We start from the raw sequence: 23,816 nt of genomic DNA on the forward strand, positions 1-23,816 counted from the left end.
GCGGGTCACCTTGGTTCCTCACGGAACCGACCGGTGGCCCGCCGTCGTCGTCGCAGGGGTGGGCACGCGACCCGCCGGGCGGGTTCCGCGACCGGGCGCTGCATGGCGCCGTCGAATGGCGTACTCGGCCACCACCAGGTTGATGACCCAGGACGCGCCCATCAGGGTTGCTCGCGTGGTTTCGTCGGTGGGGCCCACCATCAGGATCCACGGCAGCAGCACCAGGGCTTGCGTTCCAGCTCCCAGTGCGATGGCGTAGGCGCGCGTCATCCAGGCTCCGTGCGCTGCGAAGTCCCGTCGGCGAATCGCCAGGATTCCGAGGATGATGCCCCCGACCATGGCGGTACCAAAGATCAGCCGAAGAACCAGCAGTGCCTCACCGTCAGTTTCCGGGAGGGTGTAGAAGACGGACATCCACAGGCCGGACAGGCCGGCGAGCAGGCCTGCAGGAACCAGGATGCGCCCGGATATTTCGTGCCAGGACCGCCTGCGTCGGCGAAGTCCGGGGCCCCGCCGCAGAGGAGGGACGAACTGAAAAGCCCCCAGCAGGCTGTACACCGTCACGGTGACGATGTGCGTAATCACCGGGAGTGGCGAAGCGAAGAACCTCGCGTTCTCCGGAGTGACGGTTGCGCCACCAGTCAGCTGAGTGAGACGCGCCGCGCCCGCGATGACAGGAATGAGACTGAGGGCAATCAGCGCCGCGGGCACGACCCACGTCATGCGGCGGCTCCGGAACGATGTGGTGGTTTTCGATCTCATGACTCCGCCTTGGGGGTAGAGGTGTACGGCGTACACCTTGATGATCGAAAGACTAGGTGTACGCTGTATACCTGTCAAGACCCGGCCCGGATTTTGGCTGAGGGGAAGGGATCAACCGATGACCCAACTTGCGGAGGCCGCGCAGCGCGTGCCCTTGAACCGCGACCGAGTGCTGCAAGCTGCCGTTACTCTCGCTGACGAGGCAGGTCTCGAATCACTGAGTATGCGTCGGCTCGCCCAGGAACTTGGGGTAGTTCCGATGGCGCTCTACAAGCACGTGGCCAATAAGGAAGAACTCCTCGACGGCATGGTGGATTCCATCGTGGGGGAGATCGACCCACCTGTGCCCGATGCTCCATGGAAGACCGTGGTCCGTCTCCGGGTGCTTTCGGCCAGGCGGGCGCTCCTTCGACATCCTTGGGCCCGCCCTGTCATCGAAACCCGCACCAACACTACGCCGGCGGTCCTTGGGTACATGGATTCCTTCGTGGGCATGTTCCTTGCGGGCGGATTATCCGAGGACCTGACGCACCACGTGATGCACGCCTTGGGTAGTCGGATGTGGGGGTTCACTCAAGAGGTCTTTGACGACCCGGCAGGGAACGGCGCCAAGGACCAGCCACATATCACGGCGGAAGCCCAGGCTGCGATGGCCCGGCACATGGCGGAGAGCTACCCCAATCTTTTCCGGATCGCTGTGGCGGCAGCGCATGATGACGAGTCAGTGGTGGGGAATGGCTGCGACGACCAGTTCGAGTTCGAGTTTGCCCTGGACCTGCTTCTTGACGGATTCGAGCGACTCCACCAACGGAACTGGACATCAGGCGGGGGTAAGCGCGCATGAGCACAGCGGCCGAAGAAGGAATCGGGTTCCGATCCCAGCGGGGACCCATTCTGATTGCACTGATGCTCGCCACGGGCCTGGTGGCGATCGATGCCACCATTGTTGCCACGGCGGTGCCGTCAATCGTGGAGGACATTGGCGGTTTTGCCTCGTTCCCGTGGCTCTTTTCTGCGTACCTGTTGGCGCAGGCGGTCTCGGTGCCCGTCTATGCCAAGCTCTCTGACGTTGTGGGCCGTAAGCCGATGATCCTGGGCGGGATTGGCCTGTTCCTGCTCGGCTCGATTCTCTGCGGCCTGGCTTGGAGCATGCCGGCGCTCATCGCGTTCCGGGTGCTTCAGGGCCTCGGGGCGGGGGCAGTCCAACCTGTGGCGATCACGATTGCCGGCGATATCTACACGCTGGCTGAGCGGGCCAAAGTGCAGGGCTACCTGGCCAGTGTGTGGGCGGTTTCTTCCGTGGTGGGACCAACTCTGGGAGGCGTTTTCGCATCCCTGGGAATCTGGCGCTGGATCTTCCTCATCAACATTCCATTGTGCCTTCTGGCTGGTTGGATGCTCCTCCGGGCCTTCCACGAGGAAGTGGAGCGGACCAAACACCGGATCGACTACTTGGGAGCGGGGCTGCTGACGGTTTCTTTGAGCCTGCTCATTCTGGGGGCGCTTCAGGGCGGCCAGGCATGGCCTTGGGACTCCGCGGTCAGCATCTCTGTTTTTGCCGGCGGGGCCTTGTTGTTCGTAGCGTTCCTCTTGGTGGAAAGGAAGGCTGCAGAGCCGATCCTGCCACCGTGGGTTGTCTCCCGCAGGCTGCTGGCGACGACGGCGATGATCTCTTTCGGCGTGGGTGCCGTCATGCTTGGGCTTACTTCCTACGTCCCAACGTTCCTGGAAGGGTCCCTGAAAACCTCACCCCTTCTGGCCGGGCTCGCCTTGGCGGCCTTAACCATTGGCTGGCCCATCAGTGCCTCGCAAGCCGGCCGGTTGTATCTCCGCATCGGATTTCGGAACACGGGCATCATCGGCATCGTGATCACAGTCATCGGCACGGCTCTCCTTGCCCTCACGGCCTCATTGCCCAGCGTCATCCTGGTGGCAGTGGCGTGCTTCATCGTTGGGCTCGGACTCGGGCTGGTGGCAACGCCGAGCCTCATTGCCGCCCAGACCAGCGTCGAATGGAACGAACGCGGCGTGGTCACCGGTACCAACCTGTTTGCCCGTTCGATCGGCAGTTCCATTGGCGTGGCTGTTTTCGGGGCCATCGCCAACGCTGTCTATGCCAACGGCCCCAGCGGCGGTCCCGATCCGCAAACTACCGTTTCGGCGTCCACTGCGGTATTCGTGGCTGTGCTTGTCAGCGCAGTCCTTACCGTCGTGGCGGTGCTGGCGATGCCTGCTGAGGGGAAAGTCAACACCGCCGAACCGGCCCCGAAACCCAGCTCGGAACACGCGAACGACTAGTCTCGAAGACATGGATGAACTGATCACCGGCACCTTGGAAAAGTTGTTTGAAGGAACCGTGTGGGCGGAGGGTCCTCTCTGGATTCCGCAGTCGCAGACCGTGCGCTGGAGCGACATTCCCAACAACAGGATCCTTGAGTTCTCGCCTTCAACCGGCGCGACGCGCGAGTACGCCGCCGGCGTCGAATACACCAACGGGCGGACGCTGGACCGTGACGGCAGCGTGGTGCAGTGCAGCCACGGCCGCCGGCGTATTGAGCGGGACCACGACGGCGTGGTGACGCCGATCGTTGAGGCGTTCGGTGAGCATCGGCTCAACTCGCCCAACGACGTTGTCGTGGCTGGGGATGGCACAGTCTGGTTTACCGATCCTCCGTATGGAATTCTTCCCGGGACGGTGGAAGGGCACGAGGGTGAGCAGGAGTACGGCGGTTGCTATGTCTTCCGCTTCGACCCGGCCACGGAAGAGTTGACTCCCATGGTCACGGATCTGGTACACCCCAACGGGCTGGCGTTCTCCCCGGATGAGTCACTCCTGTATGTAGCAGACACGGCGGGTCCAGCCTTGGGAGTGCCGTTCCGGATAGCTGTCTACCCGGTTGAGGGCGGCGGCTGCGGAGAGGGCAGCACATTCGTTGAGCTCGAAGACGATGCGGCCTCGGACGGCTTCCGTGTGGACATCGAGGGTCGCGTGTGGACGTCGGCGGGCTCGTCAGTACGCGTCTACGCCCCCAGCGGTGCGCTGCTGGCCGCCGTCGACGTTCCGGAAAAGGTCTCCAATCTCTGCTTCGGCGGGCCTGATGGGCGCGATCTCTACCTCACGGCCACGACGTCCTTGTACCGGCTCCGGACCTCGACACGGGACACGACCATGAGAGTACCCTGAACACAGCACCCGCCGCTGCTATCGAGGGAGTGAACGTGTCAGGAAGCAACCCCGATCCATATGAAGACAAGATCACCGGTTTGGAGCCAGGTGGAGGAGTGCCCCCGGGGGAGACCCCTCCTGGCGAAGCCTCCACCGCCGGACCGCAGGGCCATGACGAGGGAGGCCCCAGGAAGGGCACTCAATTCCTGTGGCTGGCAGCCATCGGTGCCGGCGTGCTGCTGACGCTGCTGTTCTTCATCGGCTACATCGTCGGCTTCTTCGACTAGCTGGGAATCCCGGGAAACGCGTGATGTCGTCCGTCGAAGGTCAGAGCGCTGCTGCGTCGCTGGCGATGATCGCGGCGAGCTCCGCGGGGATGCCGTTCCCCGAAGCAGCCTTGGCATCGGCCTCGACGTCTGCCCACCGTTCGCGGTCCACGTTTTTCATGAGCTTGTCGCGCACCTTGCTGGCGATACCGTCTGAGATGAGGACGACGTAAAGTCCGGACTTGCTGGCCTGGACGGTGAAGGTGATGGACGCCGTCGCCTCTCCTCCCGGGCCGCTGGCTGTGGCGATGAGGGTGTGCTGCCCGGCCGCGAGCGTCAGTGCCTTGACGGCGTCGCCTTCCGCGACCGTGTGCCCGTCGAGCTGGATGGTGACATTGTCGGCGTTGGTGGTTTCCACAGCGGGGGTGACGGTGTCGCCGCGGCTCAGAGTGGCGCCCTCGAGCTTTCCTGCGAAGCGGACGGACGGAGCCTCAGGGGTGGGAGCGGTGGGGGTAGCGCTTTGGAAGCCCACAAGTGCGCCGGCGCGGTTGGTGATGATGCCGTCCACGCCGGCCTCGGTCATATCCTTCCATTGCTGCGGGCTGTCCACGGTGTAGGGCATCACGGCGATGCCGGCTTGGTGCAATTCCTTGATGGCATCTGGACGGGCGGCAAGCGCTGACCAACTCGGGTTGTACGTGACGGCTCCGAACTGCTTGGCTGCAGCCACAACGTCAGCGTCCAAGGCACCCCGGAGCAGGCCGAGCCTCAGGGATGGCTCGTACTCGCGCGCGTAGCTCAGAACGTTGGTGTCGAAGCTCTGCAGGATGGTCTGCGCCAGCATGCCGCGCTCCTTGAGCATGTCAACCACACGCTGGACTTCTGAGCGGGTTTCCGGGCCTTTGATCTCCAGCAGCAAGCCGGCGCCCTCGGTATTGGTCTGGTCCAGGAACTCAGCAAGGGTGGGAACCTTGGCGCCGGCATAGGCCGGGGAGAACCAGGATCCTGCTTCCAGCCCGGCAATGTAGCCGGAGCTCAGGGTAGAGACGTCGCCGGTCCCGGACGTCACGCGATCCACAGTGTTGTCGTGAATGACCACTGGGACGCCGTCCTGCGTGGTGTTGACGTCCATCTCGATCCAGTCGGCGCCGGCCCGGCCTCCCGAGAGGAGGGCCTGGAGTGTGTTCTCGGGGATGACTGAGGACAGTCCCCGGTGGGCGATCACTGCGGGCTTTTCTCCGGGCTTGATCAGCAGGGATTCGGTGGCAGGCAGTTCGGTGACTTTGATGTCGTCGTAGGAAACTGTTGCACCGTTGGCGACGAGGCCAAGAACGCCATTGTCTGTGCGGATCAGGCGGTTGGTTTCCATCACTTTCTGGCCGTTGAAGAACCATGCGGCCTTCTTGCCTCGAACCTCGACGGAAACGCGGACGTCCTTCCCCGTACCAGCGTCCGAAGGAGCGGCGGCGGTATTGGTGACGTTCCATGCGTTGGAGGCGTTGCGCTCAGCAAACTCCAAGCCGTTGGTGGCAGTGCTCCCTGAGCGCATGGTCGCAATCCAATAGGGGACACTGCCATCGGGCTTCATATCCAGTGCCAAGGCGGACCAGCGGGCAGCGTTGAGCACATTCTCAAAGCGGACCGTTGCTTCAAGCCGGTAGTTGGCCAGGTGCGGCCCGAAGGTGATCCGCGAAAGCTGGTTGGAGGAGGTGCTGGTTCCGTAGAGGCGGCCGTTCTCCACCTTCCAGGTTCCCTCGACAGCAGTGAAGCCGTCGGGGAGGCCAGTGCCGGAGAAGTCCTGAGTGTAGGCAGGCGCCGGTTCGACTTGCTGGTCGGGGGACGCCGGGGCAGCATTGGCGGGAGCGAGGGGTAGAAGCGCTGTGGCCAGCAGTGCTGCTGCCACGAGACAGGAGCTAAGCCGTTTTGGAGTATTCACCCTCACGACGGTAGGCAGCTTGCTTTCCCGCATGAGGTACAAACGGGGAACCCAGCTTGAACAGACTCTTAAGAAACCGCTTACGGGCGCCTGGTGGGAACTCAACGCATCAGGGCAGTGGGCGGCAACCAATCTGTTCTGCAAAGGCAAGCATCGCGTCGCATGCCATGTCCACTGTCACGAGCCTGTTCCCGGCAACAATGTGCAGGCTGTACGCATCTTCAAGTGCCACCATGTTCATGGTTGCCTGGTCCAGGTCGGTGGAGATGCTGAACGCGCCCGAGGCGTTGCCCTCTTCGAAGATCGCCCGGTAGGTGGCGGTCTGCCGCAGGTACATCTGCTGGACCAAGGTGTCGTGCAGTTCTGACTGTCCGGCCATGAAGTCGAATTCGTAGAGCAGGCGCATGAGGGCGTCGTCGGGACCGCTGGGCAGGCCCGCGGAGATGGCCGCCCGGAGCTTTTCAGCGGGCGAGGAAAGTTGGGCCACCACTGCGTCCCTGTGGTCGCAGAACCGCTCAGTTCCGGCACGATGCGCCTCGACGAGGAGGGCATCCAGATCGTCGAAATAGTAGAGCAAAGCCCCTCTGGTCAGCCCGGCCCTCTTGGCGACATCGGTGAGGGATAGTGAGCGCAGACCTTGGGTTGAGGCCTCTTTGAGGGCAGCCTCCACGAGTTCGGATCGGCGCTGTTCCTGGGTGTTGGGTCTTGCCATGCTCTTGACACTATCCGATGTGAGCTGCCACACTCCAATAGTTATTTGACACTGACGTCAAAAAACTAATTCAACCCGAATGGATCCCCATGGAACAGCCCATCACCTCCGTTCCGGCGCAACCCCCAAGTCCCCCGGGCGCCGGGACCGGCCGAAACTATGACGCCTCACTGTCCCGCAGCCTTGGCCTCGGCGGAAACATCCTCATCACTCTTTCCTCCATCTCGCCTGCTTCCAGCGTCTTCATCCTTGGCGGCGCCGCGCTGACAGCCTTCGGCACAGGCGTCGTCTGGGGATTCCTGATCGCTGGCGTCGTGAGCATTTTGGTGGCCTTCTGCTATGCCGAACTTGCTTCCGCCTATCCTGTGGCAGGCGGCGATTATTCACTCGTTTCAAGGGCCTTGGGTCCGGCGTTCGGAGTCGCCACCTTCTTCATCAGCTTGGTGTCCTTGCCCCTGATCGTGGCGGTCTTCGCACTGGGTGTAGCGGACTATCTGGGAGTAGCGATCGCGGGACTCTCTCCATTGCAGACGGCGCTTGCCGTAGTTGTTCTCACCACCATCACCGCCTGCTTCAATATTCGGGCCAATGCTTGGCTCACGGGTATCTTTCTGTTCATAGAGCTGGCGGCCCTTGTGCTCCTGGCGGTTTTGGGCCTGATCCACATTGAGCGTCCTGTCGAAACACTGTTTACGGCCCAAGCCCTGGATCCCGACACGGGGTCATTGGCGCCGCTTGCGATATCCGGGCTCATGATCTGCGTGACGCAAGGGATCTTCTCCTTCAACGGTTACGGGGGAGCGGTCTACTTTGCGGAGGAGACCAAGAATCCCAAGCGCAACCTTGCCCGTGCGGTGATCTGGAGCGCGGCCGTCACCATTGCCGTCGAGATCGTCCCGCTCGGTGCGATCCTCCTTGGTGCGTCCTCCCAAGAGGAGCTGTTCGGCTCTGAACTCCCCGTGGAAGTCTTTCTGAGCGAGCGTGCCGGGGAAGCAGTCACCATGCTGGTTCTGCTGGCGGTGGCGTTTGCCATCATCAACGCGATCATTGCCATCACTCTCCAAGCCGGGCGCCTGCTGTATGCGGCGGCCCGTGATCAGGCCCTGCCCGGCGGGGTGTCCCGCGGCCTGCGCCGCGTCAGTGCCAAGGGTCAAGTGCCGGTCGCGGCCACCGCCGCCATGGGCGTCTTTGCTTTCCTGGCCTGCTTCGTTCCTCTTGACGTCCTGCTCACGGCTACGGGTTCCACGCTCACGTTCAGCTACCTTTTCATTGCGTTGGCAGCCATCCACCACCGCCGCACCAACGGCAGCCGGACCGGCTACCGGATGCCGTGGTGGCCCCTTCCGCCGGCTGTGTGTATCGCGGCTCTGTGCTTGGTGTTCATCGTGGCAATTCTTGACCCGGCACAATGGCTCAGCCTGGGCATCTCCCTGGTCTTCGTGACCGGCGGTTTCGCCTACTACTTCCTGTACCTCCGGCCGCGGAGCGGGACCCACCTTCTACTGCTTGACGCTGTTCTTGACGAGGAGAACCACAATGCTTGACCTGCTGCTTCACAACGGGGCTGTCCGCACTTTTGATGGTGCCGGCTGGGCCCAAGCCGTCGGGATTACGGGCGGATACATCACCTACGTGGGAACGGACGATGATGCTCCGGCGGCCCGCCATCGGATCGACCTCAACGGACGCCTGCTGACTCCCGGCATCATTGACAGTCACAACCACTTGCTCCTCGGCTTCGACCCGGATGCCGTTAGCCTCGAAGGTGCTTCCTCCCTGGGCGAAGTCCGGAAGCGGATCGCCGAACACGCAGTGGAGCGGCCGGAGCTGGACTGGATCTGCGCCGAGAATGCCGTGTATTCGGTGGTGGAAGGGCGGCGGCCCAATGCTTCGGACCTAAGTGGAGTGACGGACCGCCCGGTTTTCATCACCACCTACGACCAGCACTCGGTGTGGCTCAACGACGCCGCGCTGAGAGTGCTGGGCATCACCCATGAATCATCCATCCCGTGGGGACGTCCGGAAGTCGATGCCGATGGGAACCCGACCGGGTGGGTCACCGACTTCTACACGAGTGCCATGACCGCCTCAGGACTGCGCGGACTGCAACGCGATATCCCCATGTATTCTCCTGACCGTCGCTACCGGCGCATCACCTCAAGCCTGGCGATGGCTGCAGCGAGCGGCATCACCACAGTGGTGGAACCCCAGGTGCCCTTGGCGGAGCTCGATCTTATGTATCGTGCCCGGGCAGAGGGAAAAATGCACTCGCGCGTGATCACCGCTCTCTTCCACCCCGTGGGTTCCGACGCAGAGTTCCGCAAGGACCTGCGCGAGGCAGTGGACAGTGCGCCGGTGGACGACATGCTTCGGCTTGGTCCGGTCAAGCTCTACGCGGATGATGTGATCGAACCACACACTGCCGCCATGCTTGCAGACTACGCCAACCGACCAGGGCACCGCGGCTCCCCGAGTATGCCACCCAACGAGTTCACGGCGATGCTGGGCGAGCTCCATAGGCTTGGCTTCCAAACCCACACCCACGCCACCGGCGACTGGGGAGTGCGCATGGCGTTGGATGCGATTGAAAGCGCCCAACGCAGCAACCGCACCACAGACCACCGTCACGGAATTGTGCATGTGGAGTGTTTGGACGACGCCGATCTGCCCCGCTTCGCCCGGTTGGGAGTTGTTCCTGCAATGCAGCCGCGGCACTGTTCCCCGGACTTGGTGGCCGGCACGTGGATGGACAACGTTGGTGAGGGGCGCTGGGACCGTGCGTGGCGGTTCAAGTCACTCGCAGACTCGGGCGCCCGGTTGGCTTTTTCCAGCGACTGGCAGGTGGGAGAGATGGACCCCCTGGTGGGTTTCTACACCGCACTCACCAGGGCGGGTCTCGACGGCGGCTCGGCCTGGACCCCCGATGAATGCCTCGACCTCGACACCACCCTTTGTGCGTATACACAAGGCGGCGCGTGGGCGTGGCATGCCGAGAACGAACTGGGCGTTATCCGCGCAGGAGCCAGGGCCGACGTCGTGGTCTGGTCTGCCAACCTGTACACGCTGGAGGCCTCGGAACTGCTCGGCGAGCGGGCTGATCTGACAATCGTCGGTGGCGCCGTAGTCCACGACGCCCGCCGGGAGTTCAGCGACGATCCGCCGGTGCCCGCGTCAGCGGCCGGCGTTGGGCACGGCGTCCCGGCCGAGTCGCACTCGACCTGCGCGCACTGAAGGGGCGACGACGGCGGGTCGCCCCGCCTCATCGGCGGTCCTTGGCAGTTGCTTCGTCAATAACGATGCTGAGGTCGACGGGTCGGCTCCACATCGGCCAGTGGCCAGTGGGGAGGTCGACAAGTTCGAGGTTACGGAGGGTGGCGACCTCTGCCATCATGGGGTCGCCTTCGCGCGCCATCTGCATCAGAACCTCGGAGGGATAGGAGCAGGCGATGATCGTCGAGGGGACGTCTCGTCGGGAGTCGTGCTGAAGATGCAGTGGAGCGCGCACGACGTTCGCGGGCATCGGCACCGCTCGCTGACGGAATAGTTCAAGGTCCCTCCTGCTGAGCCCGTCGAGGCTCGCGCCCAGCTGGTCAAAGGGTGGCAGCATTACTTCTTGTTGATCTGGTGGCACGGACGCATCGACGACAGAGCCATTCGAGGCAGGGCCACTGTCGACGTAGATGATTCTGGTGACGGCGGTGGGGTTCTGGTCCAGGAGGACGGAAGCGGGGACTCCGGCGCCGCTGTGAACGACGAGCACCACGGGGGAACCGTCGTTGCCGGCAGTCCTCACAGCCAAGCGCAAAGCGTCGGCCTGGTCGGCCAGAGTCCTTGAAGCCCGCTCGGGATCCTCGGGGTCAAGGCCCGGCAGCGTCACTGCTGTGACGCGGTGGCCGCGGCTGCGCAGATCCGCCGCGACGGCGTCCCACGCCCATCCACCCAGCCAGTGGCCAGGGACGAGAACGATTGACGTTTGAGTGGTTGTGATTGTTTCCATGTCTCCATGCTCGCGCGCGCTCCGGACAACCCCATGTCACTATTTCAGTCACTATTTCTGCGATAGTGGCAAAATGAACAGAACCGCGCGCCTTCATGCCCTTACTGAGTCACTGCGCCGGGCAGGCACTCGTGGGCGCACTGCGCAGCAGCTTGCCGATGAGTTTGAGGTGGCCCTTCGCACCGTCAAACGTGACTTGGCCGCGCTCCAGGCCGGCGGGTTGCCAGTCTGGGGGCGAACAGGTCCAGGCGGCGGTTACGGGCTGACGGAAATGTCGTCGCTGCCGTCGGTGAATCTCACCGCCGCGCAGGCGTTGGCCCTCAGCGCGGCAGTGTCCGCGAGCAATCAAGCACCGTTTTCCGATTCGGCCCGCGCCGCGATCCGGAAAGTGCTGGACGTGCTGGACCCAGTTGCCCGCCGTCGAGCCGCTGAACTGTCCCAGCGAATCTGGGTCGACGTCGGCCCGGCGCCACACCGTCAGGTGATGTCAGTGCTTGAGCAAGCCACTATTGACCAAGTCACCGTAAAACTGACGTATACCGATTCCAAGGGCGACACCACGCGGCGTGAGGTGGAGCCGATGATCTTCGCTCTCAACGGTAACCGGTGGATGCTTGTGGCATGGTGCAGATTGCGTGACGGCATCCGTTGGTTTGATCTGACCCGGATCCAGCGCGCAACCGCCACCCGTCATCCATGTACGGGCCATCACGTCGACGAGATCGGCACCCCTCCCGAATTTGCGCGCCCCATCGATATCTAGCCCTTCGGGTGCCCGGGCCGCGGACGTGCAGGGTCCGGACGTGCAGCGGGGTCCCCTCCCATGGCTTCGGCCAAGCGGTCCCGCGCGCGGCCGAGGTGTTCGTCCAGCAAGGCTGCTGCTGCGTCCGCCTGGCCGGATTCGATGAGCTCAAGTATTTTCCGGTGTTCGGCATGGATCAGCGAGGTATCCAGGAGATGCAGGGACTGGACGCGGACCATGCACATCCGCACTTCTCCCACGAGCGAGCGGTACATCCGGCTGAGCCGCTCGTTCCCCACGGCGTCAATCAGGCTGGTGTGGAAACGCATGTCAGGTTCCACCACGTCCAGGGGAGTGCCGCTTTGGAGCGCGGCGATGTCCCGGTTCGCCTGCACTGCTCCCTCCGGAACCGTCTTGCTGTGGGCGAGCCGCCGCAGCACTTCACTTTCGAGGTATGCCCGGGCGAGGTAGATGTCGCGCACGGAGTCTGGTCCGAGATCCACAACGCGAGCGGTCTTGTGCGTTCCGCGCTCCAGCAGGCCCTCGGGTACGAGTTTCTCAATGGAGGCCTTGGCGGTGGGCCGGGCTACCTCGTAGGAGGTGGCGACGTCCGTTTCCGTGAGCGTATCGCCCGGGCCCAGGTCACCGGCAAAGATGCGGCTGCGGAGGTCCGCTGCGATGGCGTCGACGATTGAAACTGCTGAAACTCGGCCCTGCAACGAGGCCTCCTTGAAGGGTTGAAGTGGATCTCCACGTCCTATCGTGCCAGACAAGTCAGCAAAGAATTCTTGACCGGCATGTGTACTTGTTAGACAATCGTATCGTGTTGATCTTCCGGCAGTCCACCCCCGTACTCGATTGGATGGTGCCCTAGTTGGCTTCCCTTGACCTTGCTGGTTTCCGCGCTGCGCTGCAGGATCCCGCCGCAGTACGCACCAGGGCCATCGATCGTCACGCCAATGCCCATGACGCCTCGCATTTTCTGTTGATTCCGCAGGCTGTGGTGACAGCGGGAAGTGCTGCCGACGTCGGAGGTTTGTTGCGCGCCAGCGCCGCCCAGGGCGTGCCGCTGACTTTCCGCTCCGGCGGTACCAGCTTGAGCGGGCAGGCTGTCACCGACGGCGTGCTGGTGGATGTTCGCCGGAACTTCAGGGACATTGAGGTGCTCGACGACGGCGCCCGGGTTCGTGTCCAGCCCGGCGTTACCGTTCGGGCCCTGAATGCGAGGCTCGCTCGCTACGGCCGGAAGTTCGGGCCCGATCCGGCCAGCGAAGCGGCGTGCACCATAGGCGGGGTAGTAGCCAACAATTCCTCCGGCATGAACTGCGGCACCGTGGACAACACGTACCGCACCTTGGAGTCGCTGACCGTAGTGTTGCCTTCCGGGACGGTCGTGGACACCGGGGCGCCCGACGCCGGGGAAAAGCTCCGCACCGTTGAGCCGGATCTCTACCGTGGCCTGGCGCGGTTGGCTGAACGGGTCCGGAGCAACCCCGACTCTGCCCAGAGGATCCGGCAGCAGTTTTCCATGAAGAACACCATGGGCTACGGCCTGAACTCCCTGCTCGACTTCCAGAACCCGGTGGAGATCATGGCGCACCTGATCATCGGCAGCGAAGGCACTCTGGGATTCGTGGCTGAGGCGGTGTTCCGGACCATTCCCCGGCTCCAGTATGCTGCAACGGGTCTGCTGGTTTTTCCTGATCTCGAGGCAGCCAATGCTGCGCTGCCCGCTCTCGTTGACACCGGGGCCGCCACCATCGAACTCATGGATGCGTTGTCGCTCAAGGTGGGCCAGACGCTCAAGGGGACTCCCGCCGTCGTGCATGACATTGCGGTCCGTGACAATGCCGCCCTCCTGGTGGAGTATTCCGCAGGTAGTGCCGGCCAACTGGAGGAGCTTCGGGCGGGCGGCTCGGGAATCCTGCAGAGCCTTGGGCTTTCCGCCCCCGCGCAGTTCACCGCCGATCCGCGGGAGCGCGCGCAACTGTGGCAACTGCGAAAAGGCCTGTACGCCTCCGTGGCCGGCGCGCGCCCCCAAGGCACCACGGCTCTGTTGGAAGACATTGTGGTGCCGGTGCCCGCGCTGGGTCGCACTTGCCGGGGCCTGATCGGGCTGTTTGACAAGTACGGGTACAGCAACAGCGTGATCTTCGGCCATGCCAAGGACGGCAACGTCCACTTCATGCTGACCGACGGCTTTGCCTCGACGTCCGAACTGGACCGATACAGCGCTTTCACCGAGGACATGGTGGACCTTGTCCTTGCCGAAGGAGGATCGTTGAAGGCCGAGCACGGCACGGGGCGTGTCATGGCCCCGTTCGTCCGCCGTCAATACGGCGAGGAGCTCTACGACGTCATGCGCACCATCAAGCGGCTCTTCGACCCCGCAGGCATGCTGAACCCGGGTGTGGTGATGGATGAGGACCCTGTGGCCCACCTCCGGCACATCAAGACAGCCCCGCCAGTAGCGGAGGAAGTGGATCGCTGCGTTTCCTGCGGATATTGCGAACCGGTGTGTCCCAGTAAGGACATCACCCTCACGCCGCGCCAGAGAATCGTCACGCTGCGTGCCATTGAATCCGCGCGACTGGCCGGAGACTTGGCGTTGGTGAAGGAGCTGGAGCGAGACTACGGGTACGAGTCGGTGGACACCTGCGCCGTGGACGGCATGTGCCAAACCGCCTGCCCGGTGGACATCAACACAGGATCACTGGTGAAGCGCCTGAGGAAGAACGACGCCGGAAAACTCGCCAACGGCGCGTGGAACGCCGCAGCCAAGCACTGGGAAGGTGTCACCCGCGGGGCGGCCCTTGCCCTGACCGTGGTGGACAAGCTCCCAGCGGCCGTCATCAAGCCACCCAATACAGCGGCGCGGGCTGTCCTGGGGGCAGATGCTGTACCCCTCTACTCCACGGAGCTTCCAGGCGGAGGTTCACCGCGGAAACGCCCTGCTCCTTCGGGGCGTGTTGATGCCGTCTATTTCCCTGCCTGCGTCAACACCATGTTCGGTCCGGCAGGGGCATTACCTGAAGCCGGTGGACGCGGCGTGCAGTACAGCTTTGAACAACTCTCTGCCCGGGCAGGGCTAACGCTCCTGGTTCCACAAGGTATTGACGGCCTGTGCTGCGGGACGCCATGGTCCTCCAAAGGGATGGCTGACGGCCAGGAAACCATGGAAGCGAAAACAGTCGCAGCGCTCCGGCACGCCACCCGTGACGGCGAGTTGCCCATCGTCTGCGACGCCTCTTCCTGCACGGAGGGCCTCCGCCATGCCATGGAATCCGACGTCCCCGCCGAGGGCCAGCTTCCCCTGCGCATCGTTGACGCCGTGGACTTCGCCGCAGAACGGATACTGCCCCTGCTGCCCGAGCACGGAAAACTTCAAACACTGGTGCTGCATCCCACCTGCTCGTCAACGCGGATGGGACTCAACGACGCACTGGGAGTAGTGGCCGGTGCAGTGGCGGAACGCGTGGACATTCCCGAGAACTGGGGTTGTTGTGCGTTTGCCGGTGACAGGGGCATGTTGCATCCGGAACTGACGGCGTCGGCAACAGCGCGTCAGGCCGCGGACGTAGCGGACCTGAACGCTGCTGCCCACGCCTCCTGCAACAGAACCTGTGAGCTCGGCATGACACGGGCCACGGGATCCCAGTACCGGCATGTACTTGAGTTGCTGGAAGAGGTCACCCGGTAAACGTCCTGTACCAAGGGCCGCGGTCAGCTGGCGGGTGTTTTACTCGACGAGCTTCCCGGAGACGGAATCGTCCGCGGAGGCCTCGGCAAGGGCTCGGAAGGAATCCGGAGCCGGAGGCAGACTTTCGAATCTGACGCCCTCGTCCGTTGACCAGACAAAGTTCCCCTGGAGTGAGGGATCTGCCGTTGGGAAGTCCGCACGGTTGTGGGCGCCGCGGGTTTCGCGGCGTTCAAGGGCGCACTCGAGGGTGGCCCGTGCTGCCAGCAGGGAGCCCAGAAGGTCGTAGGCGTGGGCCAGGTCATCGAACCCGGCGATGTCCGGGTGGGCGGTGACCAGCTGGGCGCGCTCCTCCAAGGCCGTCAGCTTCTCGAGTCCTTGTTCCAGTCCCTGTTCAGTGCGGACCACCCCGGCGTGTTCGGTCATGAGGTTGCGTAGTTCACGCTGCAGCCGCCGTGCGGATTCTGTCCCGCGTTCACTGAGCAGTGACTGCATTTCCCCGCGGGCTGTTCCTACAGCGGCGGGATCCCGGACCAGATGGGTACGCGAATGGACGTAGTCGGCCACATGCTCGCCGGTGATACGTCCGTAAACGAGCAGCTCAATCAGTGAATTGCCGCCGAGACGGTTGGCGCCGTGGAGCCCGGACGATGCCTCGCCGATTGCGTAGAGGCCGTTCACTCCTGTTCCGTGGTCCTCCGGGGCAACCCAGACCCCACCCATCGAGTAGTGGGCTGTGGGCGCAATCTCGATTTTGGTGGTGGTGATGTCCAGCATCTGCAGGTCGATCAGGGTGCGGTAGACCCGAGGCAGCTTTGCCATGATGGTTTCCCGTGGCAGGTGGGACACGTCCAAGTAGACGCCGCCCTTCCGGGTCCCGCGACCTTCGGCGACTTCGGTGAAGGCGGCCAGCGCAACCCGGTCCCGGGTGGAAAGTTCCATGCGCTCGGGGTCGTAGCGTTCCATGAAGCGCTCACCGAGGGCGTTGGTGAGGATCCCTCCTTCTCCACGGGCCGCCTCGGAGACCAACGTGCCGGCCGCGTCGTCGGGCTCCAACAGGCCGGAAGGGTGGAACTGGACCAGCTCGGCGTCTCGGATCCGGGCTCCGGCCAGGGCAGCCAGCCGGAAGGAGTCCCCGGTGTTTTCATCGCGCCGGGAAGAGGTGTGCCGCCAGATGCGGGTATGTCCGCCTGCGGCCAGGATGACGGCATCGGCGTGGATCTGCACAGGGGTCCCATCCACGACGTCAAATCCATAGGCTCCGAAGATGGTGCCGTCGGCGACGAGCAACCGGGTGATGTAGACGGTGTCGATGATGGGCACGTTCAACTCTGCCGCCCGGCGCATCAGCGTGCGCTGGATCTCCAACCCGGTGTAGTCCCCGGCGTAGGCCGTGCGGCGATACTTGTGCGCTCCGAAGAAGCGCTGGGAGATCCGTCCATCTTCCTCGCGGGCGAAGGGCATGCCCCACTGTTCAAGGTCCTCAATGCCGCGGGCAGCGTTGCGGGCAACTGTTTCGACAATGGACGGGTCGGCCAGGAAGTAGGACTCCCTCAGGGTGTCGGCGGCGTGCTGTTGCCAGCTGTCCTCCGGGTCCATCGTGCCCAAAGCAGCGTTGATGCCACCGGCGGCAAGGCTCGTGTGGGCGTCGTGCTTGCGCCGCTTTCCCACCGCCAGCACCTGCACGCCCCGCTGGGCGAGCTCAATCGAGGCGCGCAAGCCGGCGCCGCCGGTGCCGATCACCAGCACCGAGGTGGACAGGAGTCGTTCTGGATTGGAGTTGAGGTTCATGATGTCAACGCTAGGAGGAGTGGCTTCATGTCTCCAATGAATTATTTGAGTGAAGATCATGCGTTTAGGCTATGACCATGAAGCTGGAGCAGTTACGCACCTTCGAGGCGATCGCCCGAGTGGGCCATTTCACACGCGCGGCCGAGCAGCTTTATCTCGCGCAACCTTCCCTCAGCAGGCAGATCGCCGCACTCGAGGCCGATCTTGGAATGGCTCTCTTCCACCGCGGACCGTCCGGGGCGACCCTGACGAATGCGGGGGAGCTCCTCCTGCCCATCGCCCGGCGCATGCTCGGCGACGCGCAGACCGCGCGGGAGCAAATGAATGAGCTCGCAGGGTTGCGCCGGGGCCGCATTCGCCTGGGCGCCCCGCCTACGCTGTGTGTCTCACTGGTGGCCGATGTGCTGGCCTCTTTCCGAAAGGCGCACCCCGGAATTGAATTGCACATCACTGAAGGCGGTTCGCGGTTCCTTGTTGATGCCCTGAATGAAAGCGCGCTGGATCTGGCTTTGGTGGTCACCCGCGGCGTGGACCCCACTGTGAAGGGAACTGAGCTGATTCCATTGCTGACTGAGGAGCTGGTAGTTGTCTCCGCCGCGGGATCGGCGGCGCACGAAGAACTCACCCTGGAAGAGTTGGCGCGCATTCCGCAGGTGGCCTTTAACCGCAGCTATGACCTGCGGGTGGCCACCGAGGCGGCATTCTCCGCCAGCGGCTTGGAACCGGTGATCGCCGTCGAAGGCGCCGAGATGGACGCCGTGCTGCGGTTCGTGGAACGGGGACTGGGTGTTGCAGTGGTGCCGGCAATGGTAGTCATCGGCCGGCCCGGACTGCACAGTGCCCGTCTGGTCAATCCCTCACTGACAAGAACCGTCAACCTGGCCCGACGCGACGACATTGGTCCTTCGGCAGCCGCAGCAGCTATGCAGGAGTTCATCTTCAGCACAGTTGACCGGCTGGCGGCACCCGGCACCGACCTTGCACGGCTGGTCACGCCAACGGAACGTCGCTGATGGAGATCAGATCAATCCCAGTTCCGCCACGGCAGCCCGCTCCTCGGCAAGCTCGGCGGCTGTCGCATCCATCTTCCTGCGGCTGAAATCGTTCACTTCCAGCCCTTCAACAATTTCCCAGTTCCCGCCTGAGGTAGTCACCGGGTACGAATAGATGAGACCTTCGGGCACCCCGTATGACCCATCGGAGGCAACGGCCATCGAAACCCAATCGCCCTCGGGGGTGCCGAGCAGCCAGTCGCGGGCTGCGTCGACGGTTGCCGACGCTGCCGATGCCGCGGAGGACGCACCCCGGGCATCGATGATGGCTGCACCCCGCCTGGCAACCGTGGGGATGAATTCGTTCTCGATCCAGTCCTGGTCATTCACCACCTCAGCCGCGTTCCGGCCGGCGACTTCTGCATGAAAGATGTCCGGATACTGCGTGGCGGAATGATTGCCCCAGACGGTCATTTTGCGGATATCCCCCACCTTGGCTTGGGTCTTTTTCGCCAGCTGTCCAAGGGCGCGGTTGTGATCAAGGCGGGTCAGGGCGCTGAACCGCCCGGCGGGGATGTCCGGGGCGTTGCTCATCGCGATCAAGGCGTTGGTGTTGGCCGGGTTGCCCGTCACGCCGATGCGGACATCGTCGGCTGCGACCCGGTTCAGCGCCTTGCCTTGGGCCGTGAAAATAGCACCATTGGCACTGAGCAGGTCGCCGCGTTCCATGCCCTTGGTCCGAGGACGTGCGCCGACGAGCAAGGCAAGGTTGACGCCGTCGAAAATGTGGTCGGCGTCGTCGCCGATTTCGACCGAGTCGAGTGCGGGAAACGCGCAGTCATCGAGCTCCATCACCACACCCTCCAGTGCCTTCAACGCCGGCGTGATCTCCAGGAGCCGGAGTTGCACTGGCGTATCAGCACCGAAGAGGGCACCGCTGGCTATCCGGAAGAGGAGGCTGTAGCCGATCTGGCCGGCCGCGCCAGTCACAGCGATCTTAATGGGCGTGCTCATACTCTCGTTCTCCTTGCTGGTGGGCTTTGCAAGCTGTATGTCATGCTGCCACAGAGCTGGTCAACGACTAACTGCGAAGTCGCCGGAGAAATGCGAAATCGCCGGAAAGGACCAGCGAACTGGAGCCCTTCCGGCGATCCCGGTGCACGGACGGCGATCTCGACGGCGCCGGCCCGCCCTCGGCGACGGCCGCCGTCGAAACCTGTCAGCGGGTTTCGAGGTCCTCCAGCGACTTGCCCTTCGTGTCAGAGGACATGAGGGTGGCTACGGCTGAGACGAGGCAAATCCCGAGGGTGGTCAAGCCGATGACCAGGGGGATATTCGCCGATCCCGGGGGAGCGATCGCCGTGAACAGGCTGGGGAAGAAGGACGCGATCATAAGCCCGATGTTCTGGGAGACTGCGAAGCCCGTGACCCGCATCCGCATGGGGAACTGCTCCTGGAAGAATGTGGCGAACGTGGCATTCCACATCTGGAAGAGGATGCCCTGCACAATCACCACGCAGAGGAAGACCAGGGGCAGGCTGCGCTGTTCGATGGCCCACAGGTAAACCACGGTCAGCAATCCGCCGGCAATGCCGCCCGCCACCATCAGTGTCCGCCGGCCAATCCTGTCGGACAGGGCGCCGAACAGGGGGATGGTCAGCACTGCGGCCACGTTGGCTGCCAAGGTTACCCAGAGGAACTCGCTGCTGGAGAAGCCGATGCCGTATCCCTTCTGGGTAGCGAAGGAGACACCGAAGATGAGGGTCGCCATGCCGATCACGTTGGTGAAGGTCATGATGATGCATCGGACCAGGACCCAGGGGTGGGTGCGCAGGAGGTCCACCAGCGGGAAGCGGCGCTTAACGCTGGCGTCTTCGGAGTGGGCCAGGTAGGCGGGTGGCTCTTCAACGCGGCGCCGGATAACGTACCCGGCCACGATCACCACGGCGCTGAGCAGGAACGGCAGGCGCCAGCCCCAGGAGTGGAACTGCTCGTCGGGGAGGAGGGCGGCAAGCGGAATCAGTACCGCGGTAGCCAGGATTGAACCCACCTGCGTTCCCTGCAGGCTGAAGCTCGCGAAGAAGCCGCGTTTCGCATCAGGAGAGTGCTCCACGATCATCGCGCTGGCGCCGCCGAGCTCACCTGCAACGGCGAATCCTTGGATCAGGCGGAGGATCACCAGCAGGACTGGCGCAAGGAGGCCAACTTGCCCATACGTCGGCAGCAGCCCGACGGCAAAAGTAGCGAAGCCCATGAGCAGCATCGCGAAAACGAGCACCTTCTTGCGTCCGTGCCGGTCACCATAGGCTCCCAGGATCACGGCACCGAGTGGGCGGGAAACGTACCCCACCGCGTAGGTCGCCAACGAGGCGATGATGCCAACCGTGGGATTTTCGGTGGGGAAGAAGATGGTGGGAAACAGCAGCGTGGCCGCCAGCGAATACAGTGCGAAGTCGTAATACTCCAGCGCGCTTCCGATCCAACCGCTCATTGCGGCTTTCTTCGGATCCTTCTGGCCGGTGGTTCGTTCGGGCCCGGCAGGGTGCTCGGGGGAGGGGGCGGGATCCCTCCGGTGCGTGACTGTCACGTCGCTGTACTCCTCTGGCGTCATTGGCAAGGAACAAGAACTCTTCCCATCCAGGACTGAACAAAGTGGTCATTCAGCGTGAGGAAGGTTACATCTTGAATCGATTCATAAAGCATAGGACGTGACGTGCGCTACGTCAACGCACGACGACGGCAGGCCACGGTGGGTTCGATTGGAACCAAGGTGACCTGCCGCCGTCGTAACGGTTTTAGTTGTGCGTGGTAAGGGGCGGGGGGTGGCTACTTCGCCAGGAAGCGCAGCAGGATCTCGTTGATCTCAGCGCCGTGTGTCCACAGCATGCCGTGGGGCGCGCCCTCGATCTCGACGTATTCGGCGGAGGGGAGCCGCTTGGTGAATTCCCGTCCGGTGGCGTCGATCGGCAGGATGCGATCGTCGGTGCCGTGAACGATCAAAGACGGGACGGTGACCTTCCCGATGTCGGCGCGGAAGTCCGTGAGCCATGAATCCACGACGGCGAAGGATGCGTACCAGGACGATCCTGCGGCGACATTCCACGAGTTCCGCAGGGCTTCCTCGCTGAGACGGTTGCCAAGGAAGTTATCGGTGTTGAAGAAGTCGTTGTAGAAGTTGGTGAACCAGGCGTAGCGGTCCTCGATGGCTGCGTTGCGAATGCCGTCGAACACGCTGGACGGGACGCCGGTGGGGTTGTCGTCCGTCTGGAGGAGGAAGGGCTCGAGGGATGCCAGGAAGGCGGCCTTCGCAACGCGGCCTTCGCCGTAGGTGCCGAGGTAGCGCCCTACTTCGCCGGTACCCATCGAGAAGCCCACCAGTACTGCGTTGTTCAGGTCCAGGGTTTCGAGGACTGTGTTGAGGTCGGCGGCGAAGGTGTCGTAGTCGTAGCCGGTGGTCGGCTTGCTGGACTTGCCGAACCCGCGGCGGTCGTAGGTGATGACGCGGTAGCCGGCGTTGAGGAGGGCTACGGTTTGCTTCTCCCAGGAGCCGCCGTCCAGCGGGTAGCCGTGGATCAGGACTACGGGCTGACCTGTTCCATGGTCTTCGTAGTAGAGCTCGATGTCAGTGGTGTTTTCGGTGCCGACCTTGATGAAACCCATGATATTGTCCCTTTTCTGCGAGTAGAGAACGATCGTTCTCTTCTGGTGTTTACCATCGTAGAGAACGTTCGTTCTCTTTGCAAGTAGAATGGATGCATGAATGTTTCCGAAGTCCGCGAACGCATCGTTGCCACTGCTGACGAGCTCTACAATGCCAAGGGAATCCAGGCTGTTGGGATGGACGAGTTGCGTTCCGCTGCCGGGGTTTCGCTGAAGAAGCTTTACGGGGAATTCCCGTCAAAGAGCAGCATTGTCATGGCCGTACTGGAGTACCGGCATCAGTCCTGGACCGAAGGGCTGGACGCTACAGTCAAACAAGCCGGGACGCCGCGGGAGCGGCTCCTTGCCATCTTCGACTACCTTGCCGGTTGGTTCTGCCAGGACTCATTCCGCGGGTGCGGTTTCATTAACAGCTTCGCCGAACTGGGTGCCGTGAGCCCCGAGGTCGCCGAGTATGCGCGGAAGCACAAAGAATCATTCCAGGAATACGTCGCCCGCCTGGCGGTGGAGGCCGGTGCTCCGGGCTACTTGGCGCCGCAACTGGCCATCCTCGCCGAAGGCGCCCAGACGACAGCGGCCATCGCCGGAACGTCCGACGCCGCCGGGCAAGCGCGTCAAGCGGCTGAGGTCCTCATCGACGCGGCCTTGGGTGTCGCCTGGGCTGGATGAGGTCTGGCCGGATCTTGCCCGGCTGGAGGGGCGGGATAGCAGAACGGCGCTGCCGGGACTAGGCTTCTGGGATGCGCCGAACGGCGCATCAGGAAGAAGACCATCCGTGTTTGAAGTCCCCAGCATCCTGTTCCTTTCGGCAGGCGTTGCGGTGTTGGCCGCTGCTGTCTTGCCAAAGTTGTTGCGACGCATGCCGCTGTCCATGCCCATGGTCTTTCTTGGCAGCGGCATCCTCGCCTTCACCTTGCTTCCCGAGCTGCCGGACCCGGATCCCGTTCAGTATGGCGAGTTCACCACGCACCTGACCGAGATCTGCGTCATCATCTCCCTTATGGGGGCCGGTTTGGCGTTGGACCGGCCATTCCGTTGGCGTGGATGGTCCACCACGTGGCGCTTGCTCGGCATCGTCATGCCTTTGTGCATCCTTGTGATGACGCTCCTGGGGCTGTGGGTGCTGGGCTTGGGGCTCGCCGCAGCCATCCTCGTGGCAGCCGCGATCGCACCCACGGACCCTGTGCTGGCGTCGGAAGTGCAGGTTGGCAGGCCCGCGGACAGCGAGGAGGACCCGGACGAAGACGAGGTTCGTTTCGCCTTGACCTCCGAGGCGGGTTTGAATGACGGGCTTGCCTTCCCCTTCGTTTATCTCGCCATCCTCATCAGCCTCGTGGGGGCCTCCCCGGCCGGTTGGCTGGGGGAGTGGGTTGCTGTGGACGTTCTATGGCGAACTGTTGCCGGTGTGCTCATTGGGTACGGTACGGGCAAGTTGCTGAGCTTGGTCTTTTTCGCAGCCAAACGCAAGAGTTTTCGTTTGTCCGAGCATTCCGAAGGATTTGTGGCCCTGGCGGCGACGTTCCTGGCCTACGGTGCAACGGAGATGGTGTCCGGCTATGGGTTCGTTGCAGTTTTCATTTGCGCCTTGACCATTCGATCCGCCGAACGCAACCACGCGTACCACCAAGTGCTGCACAGCTATGTGGAGCAGTTGGAACGCCTCATGACAGTAGTGATCCTGGTCCTCCTTGGGGGCGCCATAGCCCGCGGCTTATTGGAGGGGATCGGCTGGGCGGAGCTGTTGGTCGCCCTGGCGTTCCTTCTGGTTGTCCGCCCCGTGGCCGGATGGATCGGGCTCATGCGCGGAAAGACCGGTCCCCGCGAACGCCTGGCTATTTCCTACTTCGGAATTCGCGGGATCGGCTCCCTGTTCTACGTTGCCTTCGCGCTGAGCCATGGAAACTTCGGGACAGAGGCCCGCGAATTGTGGGCCATGGTCGGTTTGGTAGTGGCTTTGTCGATCGTGGTACACGGCGCCACCACTGCGCCCTTGATGAATCGACTGGACCGTTTGCGCGTTGCCGAAGCGCGCAAACAACATGGCGACGAAGGCCGAGCACCAACCACTGCTGTCTAGGACGAGGGCAGCATAAGG

The 23,816-nt window shown here is 63.3% G+C and carries 20 protein-coding genes; 11 read left to right on the forward strand and 9 right to left on the reverse strand.

What is annotated here, in order from left to right:
* Positions 1–18: 18 nt before the first annotated feature.
* Positions 19–762 (reverse strand): DUF2306 domain-containing protein, encoded by a 744-nt coding sequence (locus ABQM86_RS03560; protein WP_369745940.1) that lies wholly within the window; start codon positions 760–762, stop codon positions 19–21.
* Between the two features lie 118 nt (positions 763–880).
* Between ABQM86_RS03560 and ABQM86_RS03565 the strand changes: the two genes are divergently transcribed.
* The 4 genes from ABQM86_RS03565 to ABQM86_RS03580 are packed head-to-tail and all read left to right on the forward strand — an operon-like array spanning position 881 to position 4,215.
* Positions 881–1,606, forward strand: a complete 726-nt coding sequence (locus ABQM86_RS03565; protein WP_207596119.1) for a TetR/AcrR family transcriptional regulator C-terminal domain-containing protein — start codon at positions 881–883, stop codon at positions 1,604–1,606.
* Positions 1,603–3,060 (forward strand): MFS transporter, encoded by a 1,458-nt coding sequence (locus ABQM86_RS03570; protein WP_369745941.1) that lies wholly within the window; start codon positions 1,603–1,605, stop codon positions 3,058–3,060. The genes ABQM86_RS03565 and ABQM86_RS03570 overlap by 4 nt, the downstream gene beginning before the upstream one ends.
* A gap of 10 nt (positions 3,061–3,070) precedes the next feature.
* Positions 3,071–3,946: an SMP-30/gluconolactonase/LRE family protein gene (locus ABQM86_RS03575; protein ID WP_337340839.1), complete on the forward strand. Its 876-nt coding sequence runs from the start codon at positions 3,071–3,073 to the stop codon at positions 3,944–3,946.
* Positions 3,947–3,981: 35 nt separating this feature from the next.
* The gene (locus ABQM86_RS03580) at positions 3,982–4,215 is read left to right on the forward strand and encodes a DUF6480 family protein (RefSeq protein ID WP_091465072.1); all 234 of its coding nucleotides are present in this window, start codon (positions 3,982–3,984) and stop codon (positions 4,213–4,215) included.
* A gap of 40 nt (positions 4,216–4,255) precedes the next feature.
* Here ABQM86_RS03580 and ABQM86_RS03585 read toward each other — a convergent pair whose 3' ends face one another.
* Together ABQM86_RS03585 and ABQM86_RS03590 are read right to left on the reverse strand one after the other, a co-directional pair.
* Complete coding sequence (locus ABQM86_RS03585; protein WP_369745942.1) at positions 4,256–6,130, reverse strand: glycerophosphodiester phosphodiesterase family protein; 1,875 nt, start codon at positions 6,128–6,130, stop codon at positions 4,256–4,258.
* Positions 6,131–6,239: 109 nt separating this feature from the next.
* Complete coding sequence (locus tag ABQM86_RS03590) at positions 6,240–6,842, reverse strand: TetR/AcrR family transcriptional regulator (RefSeq protein ID WP_207596123.1); 603 nt, start codon at positions 6,840–6,842, stop codon at positions 6,240–6,242.
* 89 nt (positions 6,843–6,931) lie between these two features.
* Between ABQM86_RS03590 and ABQM86_RS03595 the strand changes: the two genes are divergently transcribed.
* Positions 6,932–8,386, forward strand: coding sequence for an APC family permease (locus ABQM86_RS03595; RefSeq protein WP_369745943.1), 1,455 nt, complete (start codon positions 6,932–6,934; stop codon positions 8,384–8,386).
* The gene (locus tag ABQM86_RS03600; protein ID WP_369745944.1) at positions 8,379–10,073 is read left to right on the forward strand and encodes an amidohydrolase; all 1,695 of its coding nucleotides are present in this window, start codon (positions 8,379–8,381) and stop codon (positions 10,071–10,073) included. Before ABQM86_RS03595 ends, ABQM86_RS03600 begins: the two co-directional genes overlap by 8 nt.
* Before the next feature lie 28 nt (positions 10,074–10,101).
* Here the strand turns inward: ABQM86_RS03600 and ABQM86_RS03605 are convergent, their stop codons facing one another.
* Positions 10,102–10,839 carry an alpha/beta hydrolase gene (locus ABQM86_RS03605; RefSeq protein ID WP_280626414.1) on the reverse strand — a complete coding sequence of 246 codons (738 nt, stop codon included), beginning with the start codon at positions 10,837–10,839 and terminating at the stop codon, positions 10,102–10,104.
* A gap of 73 nt (positions 10,840–10,912) precedes the next feature.
* Here ABQM86_RS03605 and ABQM86_RS03610 point away from each other — a divergent pair, with 73 nt between their 5' ends.
* A complete protein-coding gene (locus ABQM86_RS03610) occupies positions 10,913–11,602 on the forward strand; it encodes a helix-turn-helix transcriptional regulator (protein WP_369745945.1) in 690 nt (229 codons plus the stop codon).
* On the opposite strand, the gene ABQM86_RS03615 is transcribed toward ABQM86_RS03610, so the two are convergent.
* Positions 11,599–12,300: a GntR family transcriptional regulator gene (locus ABQM86_RS03615; protein ID WP_369745946.1), complete on the reverse strand. Its 702-nt coding sequence runs from the start codon at positions 12,298–12,300 to the stop codon at positions 11,599–11,601. The two genes, ABQM86_RS03610 and ABQM86_RS03615, sit on opposite strands and share 4 nt — an antisense overlap.
* Positions 12,301–12,455: 155 nt before the next feature.
* On the opposite strand from ABQM86_RS03615, the gene ABQM86_RS03620 reads away from it, so the two are divergent.
* Positions 12,456–15,281, forward strand: a complete 2,826-nt coding sequence (locus ABQM86_RS03620) for an FAD-binding and (Fe-S)-binding domain-containing protein (protein WP_369745947.1) — start codon at positions 12,456–12,458, stop codon at positions 15,279–15,281.
* 39 nt (positions 15,282–15,320) lie between these two features.
* On the opposite strand, the gene ABQM86_RS03625 is transcribed toward ABQM86_RS03620, so the two are convergent.
* On the reverse strand, positions 15,321–17,069 hold the full coding sequence (locus tag ABQM86_RS03625; RefSeq protein WP_369745948.1) for an L-aspartate oxidase: 1,749 nt from the start codon (positions 17,067–17,069) through the stop codon (positions 15,321–15,323).
* Between the two features lie 71 nt (positions 17,070–17,140).
* On the opposite strand from ABQM86_RS03625, the gene ABQM86_RS03630 reads away from it, so the two are divergent.
* Positions 17,141–18,082 (forward strand): LysR family transcriptional regulator, encoded by a 942-nt coding sequence (locus ABQM86_RS03630; protein ID WP_207596131.1) that lies wholly within the window; start codon positions 17,141–17,143, stop codon positions 18,080–18,082.
* 6 nt (positions 18,083–18,088) lie between these two features.
* On the opposite strand, the gene ABQM86_RS03635 is transcribed toward ABQM86_RS03630, so the two are convergent.
* The 3 genes from ABQM86_RS03635 to ABQM86_RS03645 all read right to left on the reverse strand — a co-directional run bounded on the left by ABQM86_RS03635 (position 18,089) and on the right by ABQM86_RS03645 (position 21,721).
* Entirely contained in the window at positions 18,089–19,075 is a 987-nt protein-coding gene (locus tag ABQM86_RS03635; RefSeq protein ID WP_280626421.1) for a malate dehydrogenase, read from the reverse strand.
* Positions 19,076–19,280: 205 nt separating this feature from the next.
* Positions 19,281–20,648, reverse strand: a complete 1,368-nt coding sequence (locus ABQM86_RS03640; protein WP_337340849.1) for an MFS transporter — start codon at positions 20,646–20,648, stop codon at positions 19,281–19,283.
* Positions 20,649–20,887: 239 nt separating this feature from the next.
* Positions 20,888–21,721, reverse strand: coding sequence for an alpha/beta fold hydrolase (locus tag ABQM86_RS03645; RefSeq protein ID WP_369745949.1), 834 nt, complete (start codon positions 21,719–21,721; stop codon positions 20,888–20,890).
* 96 nt (positions 21,722–21,817) lie between these two features.
* On the opposite strand from ABQM86_RS03645, the gene ABQM86_RS03650 reads away from it, so the two are divergent.
* Entirely contained in the window at positions 21,818–22,390 is a 573-nt protein-coding gene (locus tag ABQM86_RS03650; RefSeq protein WP_369745950.1) for a TetR/AcrR family transcriptional regulator, read from the forward strand.
* Positions 22,391–22,496: 106 nt separating this feature from the next.
* On the forward strand, positions 22,497–23,798 hold the full coding sequence (locus ABQM86_RS03655; RefSeq protein ID WP_337340509.1) for a cation:proton antiporter: 1,302 nt from the start codon (positions 22,497–22,499) through the stop codon (positions 23,796–23,798).
* The last annotated feature ends 18 nt before the right edge of the window (positions 23,799–23,816 follow it).

The organism is Paenarthrobacter sp. AMU7 (assembly GCF_041200195.1).
Lineage (GTDB): Bacteria > Actinomycetota > Actinomycetes > Actinomycetales > Micrococcaceae > Arthrobacter.

Bases quoted from the DNA above. Each gene is read 5' to 3' on its own strand.
- ABQM86_RS03560 (WP_369745940.1), bottom strand. From the start codon at position 762: ATGAGATCGAAAACCACCACATCGTTCCGGAGCCGCCGCATGACGTGG.
- ABQM86_RS03565 (WP_207596119.1), top strand. From the start codon at position 881: ATGACCCAACTTGCGGAGGCCGCGCAGCGCGTGCCCTTGAACCGCGAC.
- ABQM86_RS03570 (WP_369745941.1), top strand. From the start codon at position 1,603: ATGAGCACAGCGGCCGAAGAAGGAATCGGGTTCCGATCCCAGCGGGGA.
- ABQM86_RS03575 (WP_337340839.1), top strand. From the start codon at position 3,071: ATGGATGAACTGATCACCGGCACCTTGGAAAAGTTGTTTGAAGGAACC.
- ABQM86_RS03590 (WP_207596123.1), bottom strand. From the start codon at position 6,842: ATGGCAAGACCCAACACCCAGGAACAGCGCCGATCCGAACTCGTGGAG.
- ABQM86_RS03595 (WP_369745943.1), top strand. From the start codon at position 6,932: ATGGAACAGCCCATCACCTCCGTTCCGGCGCAACCCCCAAGTCCCCCG.
- ABQM86_RS03600 (WP_369745944.1), top strand. From the start codon at position 8,379: ATGCTTGACCTGCTGCTTCACAACGGGGCTGTCCGCACTTTTGATGGT.
- ABQM86_RS03605 (WP_280626414.1), bottom strand. From the start codon at position 10,839: ATGGAAACAATCACAACCACTCAAACGTCAATCGTTCTCGTCCCTGGC.
- ABQM86_RS03610 (WP_369745945.1), top strand. From the start codon at position 10,913: ATGAACAGAACCGCGCGCCTTCATGCCCTTACTGAGTCACTGCGCCGG.
- ABQM86_RS03625 (WP_369745948.1), bottom strand. From the start codon at position 17,069: ATGAACCTCAACTCCAATCCAGAACGACTCCTGTCCACCTCGGTGCTG.
- ABQM86_RS03630 (WP_207596131.1), top strand. From the start codon at position 17,141: ATGACCATGAAGCTGGAGCAGTTACGCACCTTCGAGGCGATCGCCCGA.
- ABQM86_RS03635 (WP_280626421.1), bottom strand. From the start codon at position 19,075: ATGAGCACGCCCATTAAGATCGCTGTGACTGGCGCGGCCGGCCAGATC.
- ABQM86_RS03645 (WP_369745949.1), bottom strand. From the start codon at position 21,721: ATGGGTTTCATCAAGGTCGGCACCGAAAACACCACTGACATCGAGCTC.
- ABQM86_RS03650 (WP_369745950.1), top strand. From the start codon at position 21,818: ATGAATGTTTCCGAAGTCCGCGAACGCATCGTTGCCACTGCTGACGAG.